18 protein-coding genes and 3 tRNA genes are annotated in these 15,537 nt (G+C 71.3%); 16 read left to right on the top strand and 5 right to left on the bottom strand.

What is annotated here, in order from left to right:
* Positions 1 to 74: 74 nt before the first annotated feature.
* The gene (locus ABZ915_RS28485; protein WP_361809015.1) at positions 75 to 1,325 is read right to left on the bottom strand and encodes an amidohydrolase family protein; all 1,251 of its coding nucleotides are present in this window, start codon (positions 1,323 to 1,325) and stop codon (positions 75 to 77) included.
* Positions 1,326 to 1,591: 266 nt separating this feature from the next.
* Here ABZ915_RS28485 and ABZ915_RS28480 point away from each other — a divergent pair.
* From ABZ915_RS28480 to ABZ915_RS28460, 5 genes are all read left to right on the top strand, one after another.
* Positions 1,592 to 1,664, top strand: a tRNA-Thr gene (locus tag ABZ915_RS28480).
* A 46-nt stretch (positions 1,665 to 1,710) separates the two neighbouring features.
* Positions 1,711 to 1,783: transfer RNA gene (locus tag ABZ915_RS28475), tRNA-Met, on the top strand.
* A gap of 89 nt (positions 1,784 to 1,872) precedes the next feature.
* Positions 1,873 to 2,037, top strand: coding sequence for a 50S ribosomal protein L33 (rpmG, locus tag ABZ915_RS28470; RefSeq protein ID WP_003948671.1), 165 nt, complete (start codon positions 1,873 to 1,875; stop codon positions 2,035 to 2,037).
* A 101-nt stretch (positions 2,038 to 2,138) separates the two neighbouring features.
* Positions 2,139 to 2,594, top strand: coding sequence for a MaoC family dehydratase N-terminal domain-containing protein (locus ABZ915_RS28465; protein ID WP_361455661.1), 456 nt, complete (start codon positions 2,139 to 2,141; stop codon positions 2,592 to 2,594).
* 7 nt (positions 2,595 to 2,601) lie between these two features.
* On the top strand, positions 2,602 to 3,030 hold the full coding sequence (locus ABZ915_RS28460; RefSeq protein WP_361809012.1) for a MaoC family dehydratase: 429 nt from the start codon (positions 2,602 to 2,604) through the stop codon (positions 3,028 to 3,030).
* 64 nt (positions 3,031 to 3,094) lie between these two features.
* Here ABZ915_RS28460 and ABZ915_RS28455 read toward each other — a convergent pair whose 3' ends face one another.
* Positions 3,095 to 4,366, bottom strand: coding sequence for an MFS transporter (locus tag ABZ915_RS28455; protein ID WP_361809009.1), 1,272 nt, complete (start codon positions 4,364 to 4,366; stop codon positions 3,095 to 3,097).
* A 56-nt stretch (positions 4,367 to 4,422) separates the two neighbouring features.
* On the opposite strand from ABZ915_RS28455, the gene ABZ915_RS28450 reads away from it, so the two are divergent.
* The 5 genes from ABZ915_RS28450 (at position 4,423) to ABZ915_RS28430 (ending at position 8,795) form a co-directional block, all read left to right on the top strand.
* On the top strand, positions 4,423 to 5,034 hold the full coding sequence (locus ABZ915_RS28450; protein WP_361809006.1) for a CGNR zinc finger domain-containing protein: 612 nt from the start codon (positions 4,423 to 4,425) through the stop codon (positions 5,032 to 5,034).
* A 16-nt stretch (positions 5,035 to 5,050) separates the two neighbouring features.
* Positions 5,051 to 5,620 carry a helix-turn-helix domain-containing protein gene (locus ABZ915_RS28445; protein WP_361809003.1) on the top strand — a complete coding sequence of 190 codons (570 nt, stop codon included), beginning with the start codon at positions 5,051 to 5,053 and terminating at the stop codon, positions 5,618 to 5,620.
* A 94-nt stretch (positions 5,621 to 5,714) separates the two neighbouring features.
* A complete protein-coding gene (locus tag ABZ915_RS28440; RefSeq protein ID WP_361809000.1) occupies positions 5,715 to 7,208 on the top strand; it encodes a DHA2 family efflux MFS transporter permease subunit in 1,494 nt (497 codons plus the stop codon).
* Between the two features lie 41 nt (positions 7,209 to 7,249).
* Positions 7,250 to 7,630, top strand: coding sequence for a DUF3291 domain-containing protein (locus ABZ915_RS28435; RefSeq protein ID WP_361808997.1), 381 nt, complete (start codon positions 7,250 to 7,252; stop codon positions 7,628 to 7,630).
* A 109-nt stretch (positions 7,631 to 7,739) separates the two neighbouring features.
* A complete protein-coding gene (locus ABZ915_RS28430; RefSeq protein WP_361808994.1) occupies positions 7,740 to 8,795 on the top strand; it encodes a UDP-N-acetylmuramate dehydrogenase in 1,056 nt (351 codons plus the stop codon).
* Between the two features lie 12 nt (positions 8,796 to 8,807).
* On the opposite strand, the gene ABZ915_RS28425 is transcribed toward ABZ915_RS28430, so the two are convergent.
* On the bottom strand, positions 8,808 to 9,440 hold the full coding sequence (locus ABZ915_RS28425; protein WP_361808991.1) for an NAD(P)-binding oxidoreductase: 633 nt from the start codon (positions 9,438 to 9,440) through the stop codon (positions 8,808 to 8,810).
* 115 nt (positions 9,441 to 9,555) lie between these two features.
* Between ABZ915_RS28425 and ABZ915_RS28420 the strand changes: the two genes are divergently transcribed.
* Together ABZ915_RS28420 and ABZ915_RS28415 are read left to right on the top strand one after the other, a co-directional pair.
* Positions 9,556 to 10,152: a helix-turn-helix domain-containing protein gene (locus ABZ915_RS28420; RefSeq protein WP_361809118.1), complete on the top strand. Its 597-nt coding sequence runs from the start codon at positions 9,556 to 9,558 to the stop codon at positions 10,150 to 10,152.
* On the top strand, positions 10,149 to 10,820 hold the full coding sequence (locus tag ABZ915_RS28415; RefSeq protein WP_361808988.1) for a hypothetical protein: 672 nt from the start codon (positions 10,149 to 10,151) through the stop codon (positions 10,818 to 10,820). Before ABZ915_RS28420 ends, ABZ915_RS28415 begins: the two co-directional genes overlap by 4 nt.
* Here the strand turns inward: ABZ915_RS28415 and ABZ915_RS28410 are convergent.
* Together ABZ915_RS28410 and ABZ915_RS28405 are read right to left on the bottom strand one after the other, a co-directional pair.
* Positions 10,801 to 11,841, bottom strand: coding sequence for an adenosine deaminase (locus ABZ915_RS28410; RefSeq protein WP_361808985.1), 1,041 nt, complete (start codon positions 11,839 to 11,841; stop codon positions 10,801 to 10,803). The genes ABZ915_RS28415 and ABZ915_RS28410 overlap by 20 nt on opposite strands.
* A gap of 125 nt (positions 11,842 to 11,966) precedes the next feature.
* Positions 11,967 to 13,193, bottom strand: a complete 1,227-nt coding sequence (locus ABZ915_RS28405; RefSeq protein WP_361808982.1) for a pyridoxal phosphate-dependent aminotransferase — start codon at positions 13,191 to 13,193, stop codon at positions 11,967 to 11,969.
* A 260-nt stretch (positions 13,194 to 13,453) separates the two neighbouring features.
* Between ABZ915_RS28405 and ABZ915_RS28400 the strand changes: the two genes are divergently transcribed.
* The 4 genes from ABZ915_RS28400 (at position 13,454) to rplK (ending at position 15,472) form a co-directional block, all read left to right on the top strand.
* Positions 13,454 to 13,526 (top strand) — tRNA-Trp (locus ABZ915_RS28400).
* A 107-nt stretch (positions 13,527 to 13,633) separates the two neighbouring features.
* Positions 13,634 to 13,918, top strand: coding sequence for a preprotein translocase subunit SecE (secE, locus tag ABZ915_RS28395; protein WP_361808979.1), 285 nt, complete (start codon positions 13,634 to 13,636; stop codon positions 13,916 to 13,918).
* Positions 13,919 to 13,998: 80 nt separating this feature from the next.
* Positions 13,999 to 14,868, top strand: coding sequence for a transcription termination/antitermination protein NusG (gene nusG / locus ABZ915_RS28390; protein ID WP_361808976.1), 870 nt, complete (start codon positions 13,999 to 14,001; stop codon positions 14,866 to 14,868).
* 169 nt (positions 14,869 to 15,037) lie between these two features.
* Positions 15,038 to 15,472, top strand: a complete 435-nt coding sequence (gene rplK, locus ABZ915_RS28385; RefSeq protein WP_257541722.1) for a 50S ribosomal protein L11 — start codon at positions 15,038 to 15,040, stop codon at positions 15,470 to 15,472.
* Positions 15,473 to 15,537 lie beyond the last annotated feature (65 nt).

Genomic DNA, 15,537 nt, shown 5'->3' with positions numbered 1-15,537 from the left:
TTCCGACCGTACGCCCGAAGGGCCGCATCCGCCGCACGACTTCGCCGCGGCCCCACCCGCCCGGACCGCAGCGGTCAGGACAGCTCGCCCCGGCCCTGCCGCGGCAGCCCCAACTCCGCCGCCGCGGCCGAGTTCCAGTACTCGCGCACCGCGCTGGTGCGTGCCACCACACGTCCCCGGTGCACCACGATCCGGCTGTACGCCAGGGACAGCGCTCCGGCGAGATGGTCACCGCGCACGGCGAGGAGTTCGGCGGGGAACCCGGCCTCGACGCGCACCTCCGGCAGGCCGAGCACCGCGCGGGCGGAGGCACTGACCGCGTCGTAGGCGTCCGCGGGGCCCAGGCCGTGACGGGAGGCCAGCAGGTAGGCCGCCTCCAGGGGATCGCCGCGTCCCACCGGGTTCGACACGTCCCGCAGCGCGCCGCTGCCGGCCGCGACCCGCACCCCGGCGGTGCGCAGCAGCCGTACCGGAGCCGTGTCGCGCCCCTCGACGTTCCCGCAGCCGCCCTGGGGCAGGCACACCACCGTCACGCCGGCCGCCGCGAGGCGGTCCGCGATGCGCGAGGCCGCCTCGGCGGGCAGCCGGGCCAGACCGGCGCACGGGCCGAGCGTCACGCCGGGGCGCAGGCCGCCCGCCATCGCCGCGAGCCGGGCCAGACGGGCCGGGTCGGTGGCGTCCGTGTGCAGGTCCACCGGGCAGCCGTACTCGGAGGCGATCTCCAGCACCGCCTCCACATAGCCCGTCGGATCCGGGTCCAGATCCGGACAACCGCCCACCACGGAGGCGCCCATCTTCACCGCGTCCCGCAGTATCGCCAGCCCGTCCGCCCCCGCCACCCCGGTCAGCACGCGCGGTACCGCCACCGCCGTCAGCTCCGCCAGCCCTTGCAGCGAGCGCCGCGCCCGTAGTACGGCGGCCAGCGCGCCCAGCCCCTGGACGTCGCCCACGCGCACGTGCGCCCGCAACGCCGTCGCCCCGTGGCCCAGCTGGAGCAGGGCGGCCTCGGTGGCCCGGCGCTGGACGTCGTCGGGGTCGTACGAGACCGGACCGTCGTCCTCGGCGGACAGTGCCGTGTCGCCGTGGGCGTGCGGCTCGGCCGGGGCCGGGAGCAGCAGATACCCGCCGAGGTCCACGCGCGCGCCGCCGGCCCGGGCCGGTCCCGACGCCAGGCTGCCGGCCGTGCCGACCGCCTCGATGCGCCCGCCGTCCAGCCGTACGTCCACGGCCCGGCCGTCGGTCAGGCGCGCCCCGCACAGCAGGAGGGGCGCCGCGTCGGGCTGTCCCGACGACGAGGAAGGCGGCTGCGGTCGGCTCTCGGGCATCGCGCTCCAGGGACTCGGGGCTGCGTGAACGGGCGCGTGATCACGCAGAGTGAGTCGAGCCTAGGGTGGCGGGCCGCGCCTGGCGGGGAGGAGCGCAATAGTCGTACCGGCGTGGTCCGGCCCTCGGGGTGCTGGTCGCGGGGCATGCGGAGGGTGTGCGGGAGGGACGTACGAGGCCGGAGAGAGCCCTGCTGGAGGGGGCGGGGTGGGCCGTCCGGAATGGATTTGGGCGAACGGCGGCCGAGCGTGTAATGTCTTCATCGCTCGCCCCAATAGCTCAGTCGGCAGAGCGTCTCCATGGTAAGGAGAAGGTCTACGGTTCGATTCCGTATTGGGGCTCTGGTGTGAGAGGTTCCCGTCGCGAGGCGGGATCCGATCGCATCAAAGCGGTGTAGCTCAGTCGGTAGAGCAAGCGGCTCATAATCGCTGTGTCACCGGTTCAAGTCCGGTCACCGCTACTGACAGTAGCCGATTGCGGGGTCGGTCCTTCGATCGGCTACTCTTTCTTGCGTTGAATTAACCCACCCGTTCGTCAAGGAGCACTCACGTGGCTGCCACCGACGTCCGCCCGAAGATCACGCTGGCCTGCGTGGAGTGCAAGGAGCGGAACTACATCACCAAGAAGAACCGGCGTAACAACCCGGACCGTCTTGAGATGAAGAAGCACTGCCCGCGTTGCAATGCGCACACCGCGCACCGCGAAACGCGATAAATCAGGCTCGTACGCGAGGCCGTCCCCGGAAGATCGGGGGCGGCCTCGCGTCGTTGAGCGACTAGTACCGGTCAGTAGAGCAAGCAGGAGGTGCCGAGCCCATGGCGCTCGACCAGTCCTTCGTGGGGCGGACCTACCCGCCCACCGAGCCCTATGAGGTGGGCCGGGAGAAGATCCGCGAGTTCGCCGAGGCGGTGGGGGACACCAACCCGGCGTACACGGACGCGGAGGCCGCCAAGGCGCTCGGCCACCCCGATGTGATCGCCCCGCCGACCTTCGTCTTCGCGATCACCTTCAAGGCCGCGGGACAGGTCATCGAGGATCCTCAGCTCGGCCTCGACTACAGCCGTGTGGTGCACGGCGACCAGAAGTTCGCCTACACCCGCCCGGTGCGCGCCGGTGACCGGCTCTCGGTCACCTCGACCATCGAGGGGATCAAGTCCCTCGCGGGCAACGACATCCTGGACGTCCGCGGCGAGGTCCACGACGAGGCGGGCGAGCACGTCGTGACCGCCTGGACCAAGCTCGTGGCGCGTGCCGCGGACGAGAAGGCATGAGGAAGCGATGACGGCGAAGATCGCGTACGACGACATCGAGGTCGGCACCGAGCTGCCGGCGCAGACCTTCTCTGTGAACCGTGCCACTCTCGTGCGGTACGCGGGTGCCTCCGGGGACTTCAACCCGATCCACTGGAACGAGAAGTTCGCCAAGGAGGTGGGCCTGCCGGACGTCATCGCGCACGGCATGTTCACCATGGCCGAGGCGATCCGTGTGGTCACCGACTGGACCGGTGACCCGGGCGCGGTCGTCGAGTACGGCGTCCGCTTCACCAAGCCCGTCGTCGTCCCCAACGACGACCAGGGCGCCACGATCGAGGTCAGCGCCAAGGTCGCGGCCAAGCTCGACGACAACACCGTCCGCGTCGATCTCACGGCGACCAGCGGAGGGCAGAAGGTACTGGGGATGTCCCGGGCGGTCGTCCGGCTCGCGTGACCGGCCAGCCCATGTAAGAGGCACAGAGGCACAAGTAAGGGGCGCCCGCCATTGCGGGCGCCCCTTACTTGCCGTGTGTCCCGCACTTCACCTGCCGGGCCGCCCCGAACCTCCCGGACAGCGCCCCGACGACCTGCACCCCGGCCGCCGTCAGCAGGGTGCCCGGCAGCGACCGGCCGATCATCGGGCCAGCCACCGCCGCGCCCAGGGCGAAGCCTGTGATCTTCAGGCTGGCGCCGGTGGTGAAGACCTGGCCGCGCAACCGCTCCGGCGCCTCCCGGTGCCGCACCGCGAACAGAGCCGTGAGCTGCGGCCCCTCCCCGGCCCCGGCCAGCACGACCGCGGCGGCCAGCGGCGCCGGGCGGCCGGTCGCGGCCAGGGCGAGGGCGGCGGCCTGTAACAGCGCGCCGATACGGACCACGAGGTCCGGGGCGGGCCGACAGCCGGGGAGGCGGGCGGGTAGGCGGGCGAGGACGGCGTTCGCGACGAGGGACACGACGGCGACACCGGAGAGCAGCAACGCGCCGCGCCCGGTTCCGCCGAGGGACCGTGCCCCCAGTACCGGCGTGCAGGTGATCAGCATGCCCTGAGCCGTACAGGAAGCGACCGACGTCAGCGTGGCCCCGGCCAGGGAGGGGCTGCGGCCGATGCACCGCACACCGGCCGTGAGGTCGCCCACCACCGTGCCCGCGCGCGGACCAGGACGTGCCGCCGGGCCCGTCTCCGGTCCCGTCCCCGCTGCCGTTCCCGGCCTCGGCTCCGTCCCCGGCCCCGTCCCCGGTCGTCCGGGCAGCGTCCACGCGACCGGCAGCGCCGCCCCGATGAGCGTCACCGACAGCACGACCGCCGCGGGAGCCCCCAGCAGCCCCGCCGCGGTGCCGGTCAGGGCGGGGCCGGTCAGGCTCGCGGCGCCGAAGGTCATGGCGTCGAGCGCGGTGGCGCGCGGCAGCCACTCCGGCGGGACGACGCGGGGCAGCTGGGCGGTCCAGCCGCCCGACAGGGCCGGCCCGAACAGTCCGGTGCCCACGGCGATCGCGAGCACGAGGGCGGGCGGCAGGCGGCCCAGAGCCGAGAGGATCAGCGTCAGCCCGGCCGCGTACAGCGCCAGTGCGGCCGCCAGCAGACGGCCCGGTCGTGCCGCCCGGTCGAGGAACACCCCGAGCACGGGACCGCCCACCGCCGCCGTGACTGTCAGGGCCGCGAGCAGCGACGACGCCTGGACAGTGGAGCCCGAGGCCGCCAAACCGGCCAGCAGGAGCGCCGGGCCGGACATCTCGTCGCCGGTGCGGGCGGCCGTCGCCGCGGCCAAGTAGACATGTGCGTAACGCCTTTTCATCGGCACGACGTTACGTACGTAACTCAAAACGGCTCAATATGCGTTACGTTCCCGGCATGCCCACCCGCGACACCGACTGGTCCACCCGTCACTCCGTGCTCACCAACGCCCGCCGCACCGCCGCCCTGGTCAACGCCCTCACGGTCGGCCCGGCCCCGGACCCGGAGGCGGTCGCCGCCGTGCTGCACGAGTTCGGCGAGAAGGGTCCCCTCCACCTGACCGCCCAGGACGTCGGGCGCATGCGCGTGGCCGCCGTGCCGCTCCGCGAGGTCTTCGCCGCCGACGACGTGGACACGGCCGCCGCCACGCTCAACCGCCTCCTCCGGGAGTGCGCGGGGCCGCTTCGCCTCACCTCGCACGGCGGCGGCACGCCCTGGCATCCGCACCTCGACCGTGACGACGACGCCCCCTGGGACGAGTGGCTCCTGACCTCCTCGTGCCTGGCCCTCGCTGTCCTCGTGTGGGACCACCAGCGTCCGCCGGGCCGGGTCTGCGCCTCGTCGGCCTGCGGGAACGTCTTCGTCACGCAGGGGCAGGGCCCCGAGCGCCGGTACTGCTCCCGGCGCTGCGCGACCCGCGAGAGGGTCGCGGCCCACCGCCGTTCGCGGCCGGGCGCACGCCCCATGACCCGAGCGCTCCCGCCACCCCTTGACGAAGTTAGTGATTGAGTACTAACTTATTCGCATGGTCAGGATGAGCGCAGAGGAGAGGCGCGAGAGCGTCATCCGTGCGGCGATGAGCGAGTTCGCGCGGGGCGGTTACCACGGGACGTCCACCGAGGCGATCGCCAAGCGCGTCGGTGTCTCGCAGCCGTATCTCTTCCGGCTCTTCCCGGGCAAGAAGGCGATCTTCCTCGCGGCGGCCGAGCGGTGCGTGGAGGACACGATCCGCACCTTCGAGGAGGCCGCCGAGGGGCTGGAGGGCGAAGAGGCCCAGCAGGCCATGGCGAACGCGTACGTCAAGGTCATCGCGGAGCGGCCCGAGCGGCTTCAGATGCAGATGCAGATGTACCTCGCGGTCGCCGCCGCCGACGAGGAAGGCGATCGCGCCTTCGGGGAGTCCGTGCGGGCCGGCTGGATGCGCCTGTGGGACACCGTGCACCTCCCGCTCGGCGCCGACGCGAACGAGACGACGGCCTTCATGGCGTACGGGATGCTGATCAACTGCCTGGTGGCCATGGGGTTTCCGCCCGGGCACCGGGTGTGGGAGGGGATCTACCCGGACGCGCGGGTCACGGGTCGGCTGGAGAAGTAGCGCGGGCGGCGAACGGTGACGCCCGCCGTCGCTTGCGCACAAAAGTTAGTCATCAATAACTAATCAACTGTCACGAGCACTCCCTGGGGGAGAGATGCCACAGCAGCTGGCACAGCAGACGCAACAGCAGAGCACCCGTCGCGGGGGAACCGTCTGGGCCCTCGTCATCACCAGCGTCGCCGGATTCATGGCGTCCCTCGACAACCTCGTCGTCACCACCGCCCTGCCCTCGATCCGCCAGGACCTGGGCGGTGCGCTGGACGACCTGGAATGGACTGTGAGCGCCTACACGCTCACCTTCGCCGTCCTGCTGATGTTCGGCGCGGCGCTCGGCGACCGCTTCGGCCGCCGCCGGCTCTTCATCGCCGGGCTCACCGTCTTCACCGGCGCCTCCGCGGCCGCCGCGATGGCACCCGGCATCGGTTCCCTCATCGCCGCCCGCGCCGTCCAGGGCGTCGGCGCGGCCGTGATGATGCCGCTGACCCTGACCCTGCTGACCGCGGCCGTGCCCGCCGCCAAGCGCGGGCTGGCGTACGGCATCTGGGGCGCGGTCAACGGCCTCGCGGTCGCCTCCGGGCCGCTGATCGGCGGCAGCCTCACCGAACACGTCTCCTGGCACTGGATCTTCTGGCTGAACGTCCCGCTCGGCGTGGCCCTGCTGCCGCTCGCCCGGCTGCGCCTGGCCGAGTCGTACGGCACCGGCGCCGCGCTCGACCTCCCCGGCACGCTGCTCGCCAGCGGCGGGCTCTTCGGGATCGTGTACGGCCTCGTCCGCGGGCCCGCCGACGGCTGGACCGACACCGTCGTACTGACCGCGCTGTTCGCGGGCAGCGCCCTGCTGGCCGGCTTCGTCCTCTACAGCACCCGCGCCAAGAACCCGATGCTGCCCATGCGCCTGTTCCGCTCCCGCGCGTTCACCGGGATCAACGCGGCCAGCCTGCTGATGTTCGTCGGCATGTTCGGCTCGATCTTCCTGCTCAGCCAGTACATGCAGGGCGTACTCGGCTACTCGCCCACCGAGGCCGGCTTCCGGATGCTGCCCTGGACCGGGATGCCGATGCTCGTGGCGCCGGTCGCCGGGATCCTCTCCGACCGCATCGGAGGCCGCCCGGTCGTCGCCACCGGTCTGTTCCTCCAGGCCGTCGGGCTCGGCTACATGGCCTCCGTGGTCGCGGCCGACGTCTCCTACGCCGCGCAGCTGCCCGGCCTGATCATCAGCGGCGTCGGCATGGCCCTGTACTTCGCCCCGGCCGCCAACCTCGTGATGTCCAGCGTCCTCCCACAGGAACAGGGCATCGCCTCCGGCGCCAACAACGCGCTGCGCGAGGTCGGCGGCGCCCTCGGCATCGCGATCATGTCCTCGATCTTCTCCGCGCAGGGCGGCTACGAGTCCGCGCAGAACTTCGTCGACGGCCTGAAGCCCGCCCTGGTGACGGGCTCCGGGGTCGTGGCGTTCGCCGGAGCCGCGGCACTGCTGATCCCGGCCGGGCGACGGGCCGCCACCCCGGCCGCCACCCCGGTCGACGGCCCGGCCGACGGCCCGGCCGAGCCGGCGCCCGCCCCGGTCGTCGAAGCCGCCTCCCACTGACAGCGGACGCCGACCCCGGTCGCGCCCGAGAGGAGCCCGAGATGCCCACGCTGCCCTGGACCGCGCCGAACACCCCGCCCGAGGACACCGAGGTCCATGTCTTCGCCTCCCGCTTCGAGACCCGCACCCTCTGGGGAGCCTTGCGGTTCCTCGTCCGCACCCCGGCGGTGTGGCGCCAGGTGAGCGGCGCGCCCGGCGCCTACGGTGCCTCGCTGAAGGCGCGGCCGTTCCGGCGGACCTTCTGGACGCTGTCCGCCTGGGAGTCACCGCGGGCACTGAAGGCCTTTGCCACCTCCGGCAGCCACGCGCCGACGTCCAGGGGACTCGCCTCCCAGATGCGGGACGTGAAGTTCGCCACCTGGACCACGACGAGCGCCGACCTCCCCTTGAGCTGGGAGGAGGCGGTCCGACGACTCACATGAGACCCCCACGCGCGCGTGGGGCACGGAAAACACCATGACGGCCCGGCTCCCCGCCGGGCCGTCGGGCTGTGTCCCGGCGCTGTCAGTGCCGTCTCGTAGTCTTGGGCGCGTGCTGGAACTCCACGACGCCCCCCTCGCCCCGCTGACCACCTTCCGGCTGGGCGGTCCCGCGACCCGGCTGGTCACCGCCACCACCGACGCCGAGGTGATCGACGCCGTCCGCGAGGCCGACGCCACCGGTACGCCGCTGCTGGTCATCGGCGGCGGATCGAACCTGGTCATCGGCGACAAGGGCTTCGACGGCACGGCCCTGCGCATCGCCACCACCGGCTTCGAACTGCGCGGTACGACACTGGAGCTGGCGGCCGGCGAGGTGTGGACCGACGCCGTCGCCCGCACCGTGGAGGCCGGGCTCGCGGGCATCGAGTGCCTCGCCGGTATCCCGGGCTCGGCGGGCGCGACACCGATCCAGAACGTCGGCGCGTACGGCCAGGAGGTCTCCTCGACCATCACCGAGGTGATCGCCTACGACCGGCGGTCCCACGAGACGGTCACGCTGACCAACGACGAGTGCGCCTTCTCCTACCGCCACAGCCGCTTCAAGGCCGACCCGGCGCGCTATGTGGTGCTGCGCGTCCGCTTCGCCCTGGAAGCCGCCGACGGACTGTCGGCGCCGGTCAAGTACGCCGAGACGGCCCGCGCCCTCGGTGTCGACCCCGGTGACCGGGTGCCGCTCGCCACCGCCCGCGAGACCGTCCTGAAGCTGCGCGCCGGCAAGGGCATGGTCCTCGACCCCGACGACCACGACACCTGGTCGGCAGGGTCCTTCTTCACCAACCCGATCCTCACCGACGCCCAGTTCGGCGCCTTCCACGCGCGCGTGCGGCAGCGCCTGGGCGACGGCGCCGAGCCGCCCGCCTACCCGGCGGGGGAGGGCCACACCAAGACCTCGGCGGCCTGGCTGATCGACAAGGCCGGCTTCACCAAGGGCTACGGCACCGGGCCCGCCCGCATCTCCACCAAGCACACCCTCGCCCTCACCAACCGGGGCGGCGCCACCACCGAGGACCTGCTGTCCCTCGCCCGCGAGGTCGTCGCCGGAGTCCGCGAGGCCTTCGGCATCACCCTGGTCAACGAGCCAGTGACGGTGGGCGTCGCCCTGTAGGCCGTCACACGCCTAGTACGCCACCCCGACCCCCTGCTTCACCGTCCCCGGATCGTCGATCATCGCCAGCATCGCGTGGGCCACGTCCGCCCGCGCGATGAAGCGCCCCTTGAGCGGGAAGCCGCCGACGACCGTCCGGTACGAGCCGGTCAGGGGTTTGTCCTGTAGCCGCGGCGGCCGTACGGACGTCCAGTCCGTGCTGCTGCGGGCCAGCTCGTCCTCCATCTCCCGCAGGTCGGCGTAGACGTCCTTGAGCAGCGCCGAGACGATCCCGCGCACACCGCGGTCCAGGAAGCCGTCCCCCTCCGGCTCCGGGCCCACCGGCCCCGCGCTGACCACGAGCACCCGGCGCACGCCCTCGGCCTCCATGGCCCGCAGGACCGTACGGGTCAGCCGTGCCGCGACCCCGGCGTCCTTACGGCTGCGGGCACCCAGGCCGGACAGGACCGCGTCCCGGCCGGCGACCGCGGGGCGTACCGACTCCGGGTCGGTGAGGTCGGCGCGGAACACCTCCAGGCCAGCACCGGTCACGTTCAGCCGGGCCGGGTCGCGCACCACGGCCGTGACCCGATGGCCCGCGGCGAGCGCCTGACGGACGACCTCCTGCCCGATTCCTCCCGTGGCACCGAAAACGGTGAGGTTCATGACCCACTCCTCCGTTGGTGGGTGAGTACTCACTCACCCTGCTGGCCTCTACAGTGAGTAAGTACTTACCCACCCGTCAAGAATCCTTGGAGAGGCCATGCAATCCTTGGGCGCCATGCAGCAGAAACCGGCCCGCGCCCGCATCCTCGACGCCGCCCACGAACTCATGCTCACCGTCGGGCTGGCCCGCGCCACGACCAAGGAGATCGCCAGGGCGGCCGGCTGCTCCGAGGCCGCCCTCTACAAGCACTTCACCGGCAAGGAGGAGCTGTTCATAGAGGTCCTCCGCGAACGGCTCCCGGCACTCACCCCGCTGCTGCGCGCCCTCACCGCCGAGCCGGGCCGGCACACCCTGGAGGAGAACCTCACCGAGATCGCCCGGCAGGCGGCCCTGTTCTACGAGCAGAGCTTCCCGATCGCGGCCTCCCTCTACGCCGAGACCCAGCTCAAGAAGCGCCACGACGACGCGATGCGGCAGATGGGCTCGGGCCCGCACATGCCCATCGAGGGCCTCGACACCTATCTCCGGGCCGAACAGGCGGCCGGCCGGGTCCGCCCCGACACGGACACCTTCGCGGCCGCCTCGCTGCTCCTGGGCGCCTGCGCCCAACGGGCCTTCGCTTACGACGCCACGAGCAACGGCGAACCGCCCCCCGTGGACGACTTCGCCCGACGGCTGGCCCGCACGCTGCTGACCGGGATCGCCGTATGAGGCTGAGACTGCGCCAGTTCCGGCCGAGGACCGGTCCGCACCAGCACCGGATCGTCCAGCCCTGGGCGACCCTGCGCCACACCTCCCTGCGCGCCCCCGACCCGATCGGCCTGCTGCTGGGCGACCACGACGGCCTGAACCGGCTCGCGGGCCTGTTCTCCTTCGCCGCCTACTCCCGCCACACGATCGTCCACGTGCCCTTACGCGACGGAGTCCCGCCCGACGAAGGCCGGGGCGAGCCGGTCGACCTCGTCCTCGCTCACCACACCCTCGGCCTGCGCCCCAGCCAGTGGCCCGAACTGCGCCAGAAGCTGCGCCACGGCACCCCGCTGACCGTCCGCACCGACGAGGCGCGCACCGCCCGGGACGCCGCCAGGTGGCGCGAACGGTGGGAACGGGCGGACTTCCGTGACGAGTTGCGGCACGCCACGCACGCCGGCACGTTCTTCCTCTTCGGCAGCCGCGACGTCTTCGCCGAGACCGCCACCTACTTCGCCCACGCGGCGGGCTGGGGGCCGCGCCAGAAGGGCGTGGTGAAGGGATACTCAGCGCTGATGGCGGAGCTCCCGGCGCTGGTCCAGCCACCCGGCGGCGGACACCCCCTGGACGTCCTGATCTGCTTCAAGGCCTATCCGCCCTACGCCCACTTCAAGCGACCGGGCCACTGAGCCAGCCGTCCACGCCCGCCAGCAGCCGGGCCTTCACGTCCTCCGGCGCCGCCGAACCCCGGACCGACTGCCGGGCCAGCTCGGCCAGTTCGGCGTCCGAGAAACCGTGGTGCAGGCGGGCGAACTCGTACTGGGCCGCGAGCCGGGAGCCGAAGAGGAGCGGGTCGTCGGCGCCCAGCGCCATCGGGACGCCCGCCGCGAAGAGCGTGCGCAGCGGCACGTCCTCCGGCTTCTCGTACACGCCCAGTGCCACGTTCGACGCCGGGCACACCTCGCAGGTCACACCCCGGTCCGCGAGCCGCTTCAGCAGCCGCGGGTCCTCCGCCGCGCGCACCCCGTGGCCGATCCGCGAGGCGTGCAGGTCGTCCAGGCAGTCCCGGACCGAGGCCGGACCGGTCAGCTCGCCGCCGTGCGGGGCCGCGAGCAGACCGCCCTCCCGCGCGATGTGGAAGGCCCGGTCGAAGTCCCGCGCCATGCCCCGCCGCTCGTCGTTCGACAGCCCGAAGCCGACCACACCCCGGTCGGCGAACCGCACCGCGAGCCGGGCCAGGGTGCGCGCGTCCAGGGGGTGCTTCATCCGGTTCGCGGCCACCAGCACCCGCATGCCCAGGCCGCTCTCCCGGGACGTCGTGTCCACCGCGTCCAGGATGATCTCCAGCGCCGGGATCAGCCCGCCCAGCCGGGGCGCGTACGAGGTGGGGTCCACCTGGATCTCCAGCCAGCCCGAGCCGTCCTTGAGATCCTCCTCGGCCGCCTCGCGCACCAGCCGCTGGATGTCCTCGGGCTCTCTGAGGCAGGAGCGCGCCGCGTCGTAGAGCCGCTGGAAGCGGAACCAGCCCCGCTCGTCCGTGGCCCGCAGCTTCGGCGGCTCCCCGCTGGTGAGGGCTTCGGTCAGCGCCTCGGGCAGGCGCACACCGTACTTGTCGGCCAGTTCCAGGACGGTCGCCGGCCGCATCGAGCCGGTGAAGTGCAGGTGCAGATGGGCTTTCGGCAGCTCAGAGACATCACGTACACGCTCCATCCCAGGATCCTGCCGTACGTTCCCGCCATCCCGGTAGCTGATTCCCCGAACGTGGTCTTGCTCGCACACAGAGGCGGGGGCACCTCCCGGCATCGAGAGGTGCCCCCGTGGACAAGAAGCGGACGTCAGTCCTGCGCCTCCGCCAGCAGCTTCTGCATCCGGCTCACGCCCTCGACGAGGTCCTCGTCACCGAGCGCGTAGGACAGCCGCAGATAGCCGGGGGTGCCGAAGGCCTCGCCCGGGACGACCGCGACCTCGGCCTCCTCCAGGATGAGGGCGGCCAGCTCCACCGTGTTCTGCGGGCGCTTGCCCCGGATCTCCTTGCCGAGCAGGGCCTTCACCGACGGGTACGCGTAGAAGGCGCCCTCGGGCTCCGGGCAGAGCACGCCGTCGATCTCGTTGAGCATCCGCACGATGGTCCGGCGGCGCCGGTCGAAGGCCTCGCGCATCTTCTCGACGGCCGACAGGTCGCCGGAGACGGCGGCCAGGGCCGCGACCTGGGCCACGTTCGAGACGTTCGAGGTGGCGTGCGACTGGAGGTTCGTCGCGGCCTTCACCACGTCCTTCGGGCCGATGACCCAGCCCACGCGCCAGCCCGTCATGGCGTACGTCTTCGCGACGCCGTTGACCACGATGCACTTCTCGCGCAGCTCGGGCAGGAGCGCGGGCAGCGAGGTGAACTTCGCGTCCCCGTAGACCAGGTGCTCGTAGATCTCGTCCGTCAGCACCCACAGGCCGTGCTCGACCGCCCAGCGGCCGATCGCCTCGGCCTCCTCGGCGCTGTAGACGGCGCCGGTCGGGTTCGAGGGGGAGACGAAGAGCACGACCTTCGTCTTCTCCGTGCGGGCCGCCTCCAGCTGCTCCACGCTCACCCGGTAGCCGGTCGTCTCGTCCGCGACGACCTCCACCGGCACACCGCCGGCCAGCCGGATCGACTCCGGGTACGTCGTCCAGTACGGCGCCGGGACGATGACCTCGTCGCCCGGGTCGAGGATCGCGGCGAAGGCCTCGTAGATGGCCTGCTTGCCGCCGTTGGTGACCAGGATCTGTGCCGGGTCGACCTCGTAGCCGGAGTCGCGCAGCGTCTTCGCGGCGATCGCGGCCTTCAGCTCGGGCAGACCGCCGGCCGGGGTGTACCGGTGGTACTTGGGGTTCTTGCAGGCCTCGACGGCCGCCTCGACGATGTAGTCCGGCGTCGGGAAGTCGGGCTCACCCGCGCCGAAGCCGATCACCGGACGCCCGGCGGCCTTGAGGGCCTTGGCCTTGGCGTCCACGGCGAGGGTGGCGGACTCGGAGATCGCGCCGACTCGGGCGGAGACCCGGCGCTCGGTGGGAGGGGTTGCAGCGCTCATGGGGCCATCGTTCCAGACCGGAAACCTGCCCGGCACGCGGGTTTCACCCACTGAACAGGATCGTGCCGACCTGTGAACAAGGGTCCGAATTCGAGCCCGGGTCAGGACGATCTTCCGGCGGGAGGGCCCGTACGGGCACTTTCTGTTCGACGCCGGGCCCGCGACCACGTACACTCTCACCTCGTTGGCCTCCAGCAGCCGCGGTACAGCAGGTGCACACCGAGCACCCGGTCGCATGCGGTACGTTGGGGAACACACAAAGGGTCGTAGCTCAATTGGTAGAGCACCGGTCTCCAAAACCGGCGGTTGGGGGTTCAAGTCCCTCCGGCCCTGCTACACACACCGCCAGGATGTGTGCGCATGTACGTACATCATTGCACCGCCGTGCGGCTCAGGAACCGGGCGCGGCACGGCCACGACCCGGGATCAGGTGAGGATGAATGACGGACGCCGTGGGCTCCATCGACACGCCTGACGCTCAGGATGAGGTGCAGGAGACCAAGAAGGCCCGCAAGGGTGGCAAGCGTGCCAAGAAGGGCCCGCTGAAGCGCCTCGCGACCTTCTACCGCCAGATCATCGCGGAACTCCGCAAGGTCGTCTGGCCGACGCGTAACCAGCTGACGTCGTACACCACCGTGGTGATCTTCTTCGTCGCCATCATGATCGCGCTGGTGACCGTGATTGACTATGGGCTCAACCACGCCGCCAAGTACGTCTTCGGCTGAGCAAAGAGCGAAGGGCGCCGTGGTACCGGCGCCCGTTTTCGCATGTTCCACCCCTATGTATCCAGGAAGAAGCAGCCATCGTGTCTGACCCGAACCTGAACGACGCCACCGAGCCTCGCGAGAATGCCGCCGAGACGGTGGACGACGAGCTCGACATCGTCGAGGGCGCGGATGAGCAGGACGAGTTCGAGGCTGCGGAAGCCGCACTGGGTGAGGCTGCCGAGGAAACCGCCCTGCACGTCGAGGACGAGTCCGACGAGGACGAGTCCGACGAGGTCGAGGACGACGCTCTGGCCCTGGCCGACGAGGCCGAGGAAGAGCCCGCCGAGCCGGTCGACCCGGTCGAGGCCCTCCGCGAGGAACTGCGCACCCTGCCCGGCGAGTGGTACGTCATCCACACCTACGCCGGTTACGAGAACCGCGTGAAGACCAACCTGGAGCAGCGGGCCGTCTCGCTGAACGTCGAGGACTACATCTTCCAGGCCGAGGTGCCGCAGGAAGAGGTCGTCCAGATCAAGAACGGCGACCGCAAGACGATCAAGCAGAACAAGCTGCCTGGTTACGTCCTGGTCCGCATGGACCTGACCAACGAGTCCTGGGGCGTCGTCCGCAACACCCCGGGCGTCACCGGCTTCGTCGGCAACGCCTACGACCCCTACCCGCTGACCCTGGACGAGATCGTCAAGATGCTCGCCCCGGAGGCGGAGGAGAAGGCCGCCCGCGAGGCCGCCGAGGCCGAGGGCAAGCCGGCCCCGCAGCGCAAGGTCGAGGTCCAGGTCCTGGACTTCGAGGTCGGTGACTCGGTCACCGTCACCGACGGCCCGTTCGCCACGCTCCAGGCGACCATCAACGAGATCAACCCCGACTCCAAGAAGGTCAAGGGCCTGGTGGAGATCTTCGGCCGCGAGACGCCGGTCGAGCTCTCCTTCGACCAGATCCAGAAGAACTAGTTCCTTCTGGACCCACCGCTTCCGCGCAGGTCAGGCGAACGCTCGACGGACGTCTGACCTGCGCGGTTTTTGGCCGCGCATCTATACCCGTTATCGTTGTGCGGTATGCCTGCGTCCGGGTTGTCCCCCGATCGCAGGCAGGACCCGAACCGAAAGGACCCGGAGAGCTATGCCTCCCAAGAAGAAGAAGGTCACGGGGCTCATCAAGCTCCAGATCCAGGCCGGTGCCGCCAACCCGGCTCCGCCGGTCGGCCCGGCGCTGGGTCAGCACGGCGTCAACATCATGGAGTTCTGCAAGGCCTACAACGCCGCGACCGAGTCGCAGCGTGGCTGGGTCATCCCGGTGGAGATCACGGTCTACGAGGACCGTTCCTTCACCTTCGTGACCAAGACGCCGCCGGCCGCGAAGATGATCCTCAAGGCCGCGGGCATCGAGAAGGGCTCGGGCGAGCCGCACAAGACCAAGGTCGCCAAGATCACCGAGGCGCAGGTCCGTGAGATCGCCACGACCAAGCTGCCCGACCTCAACGCGAACGACCTGGACGCCGCGGCGAAGATCATCGCCGGTACCGCGCGCTCCATGGGCGTCACGGTCGAGGGCTGATCCCCACCCCGTAGTAGTCATGCGGCCGTGACCGGTCGCACGTGGCAGGGCCTGCTCGGCCCGTA

Source organism: Streptomyces sp. NPDC046915, from assembly GCF_040644935.1.
Classification (GTDB): domain Bacteria; phylum Actinomycetota; class Actinomycetes; order Streptomycetales; family Streptomycetaceae; genus Streptomyces.
Note: the sequence above shows the minus strand (reverse complement) of the source record. Positions and strands in the feature narration are given on the sequence as shown.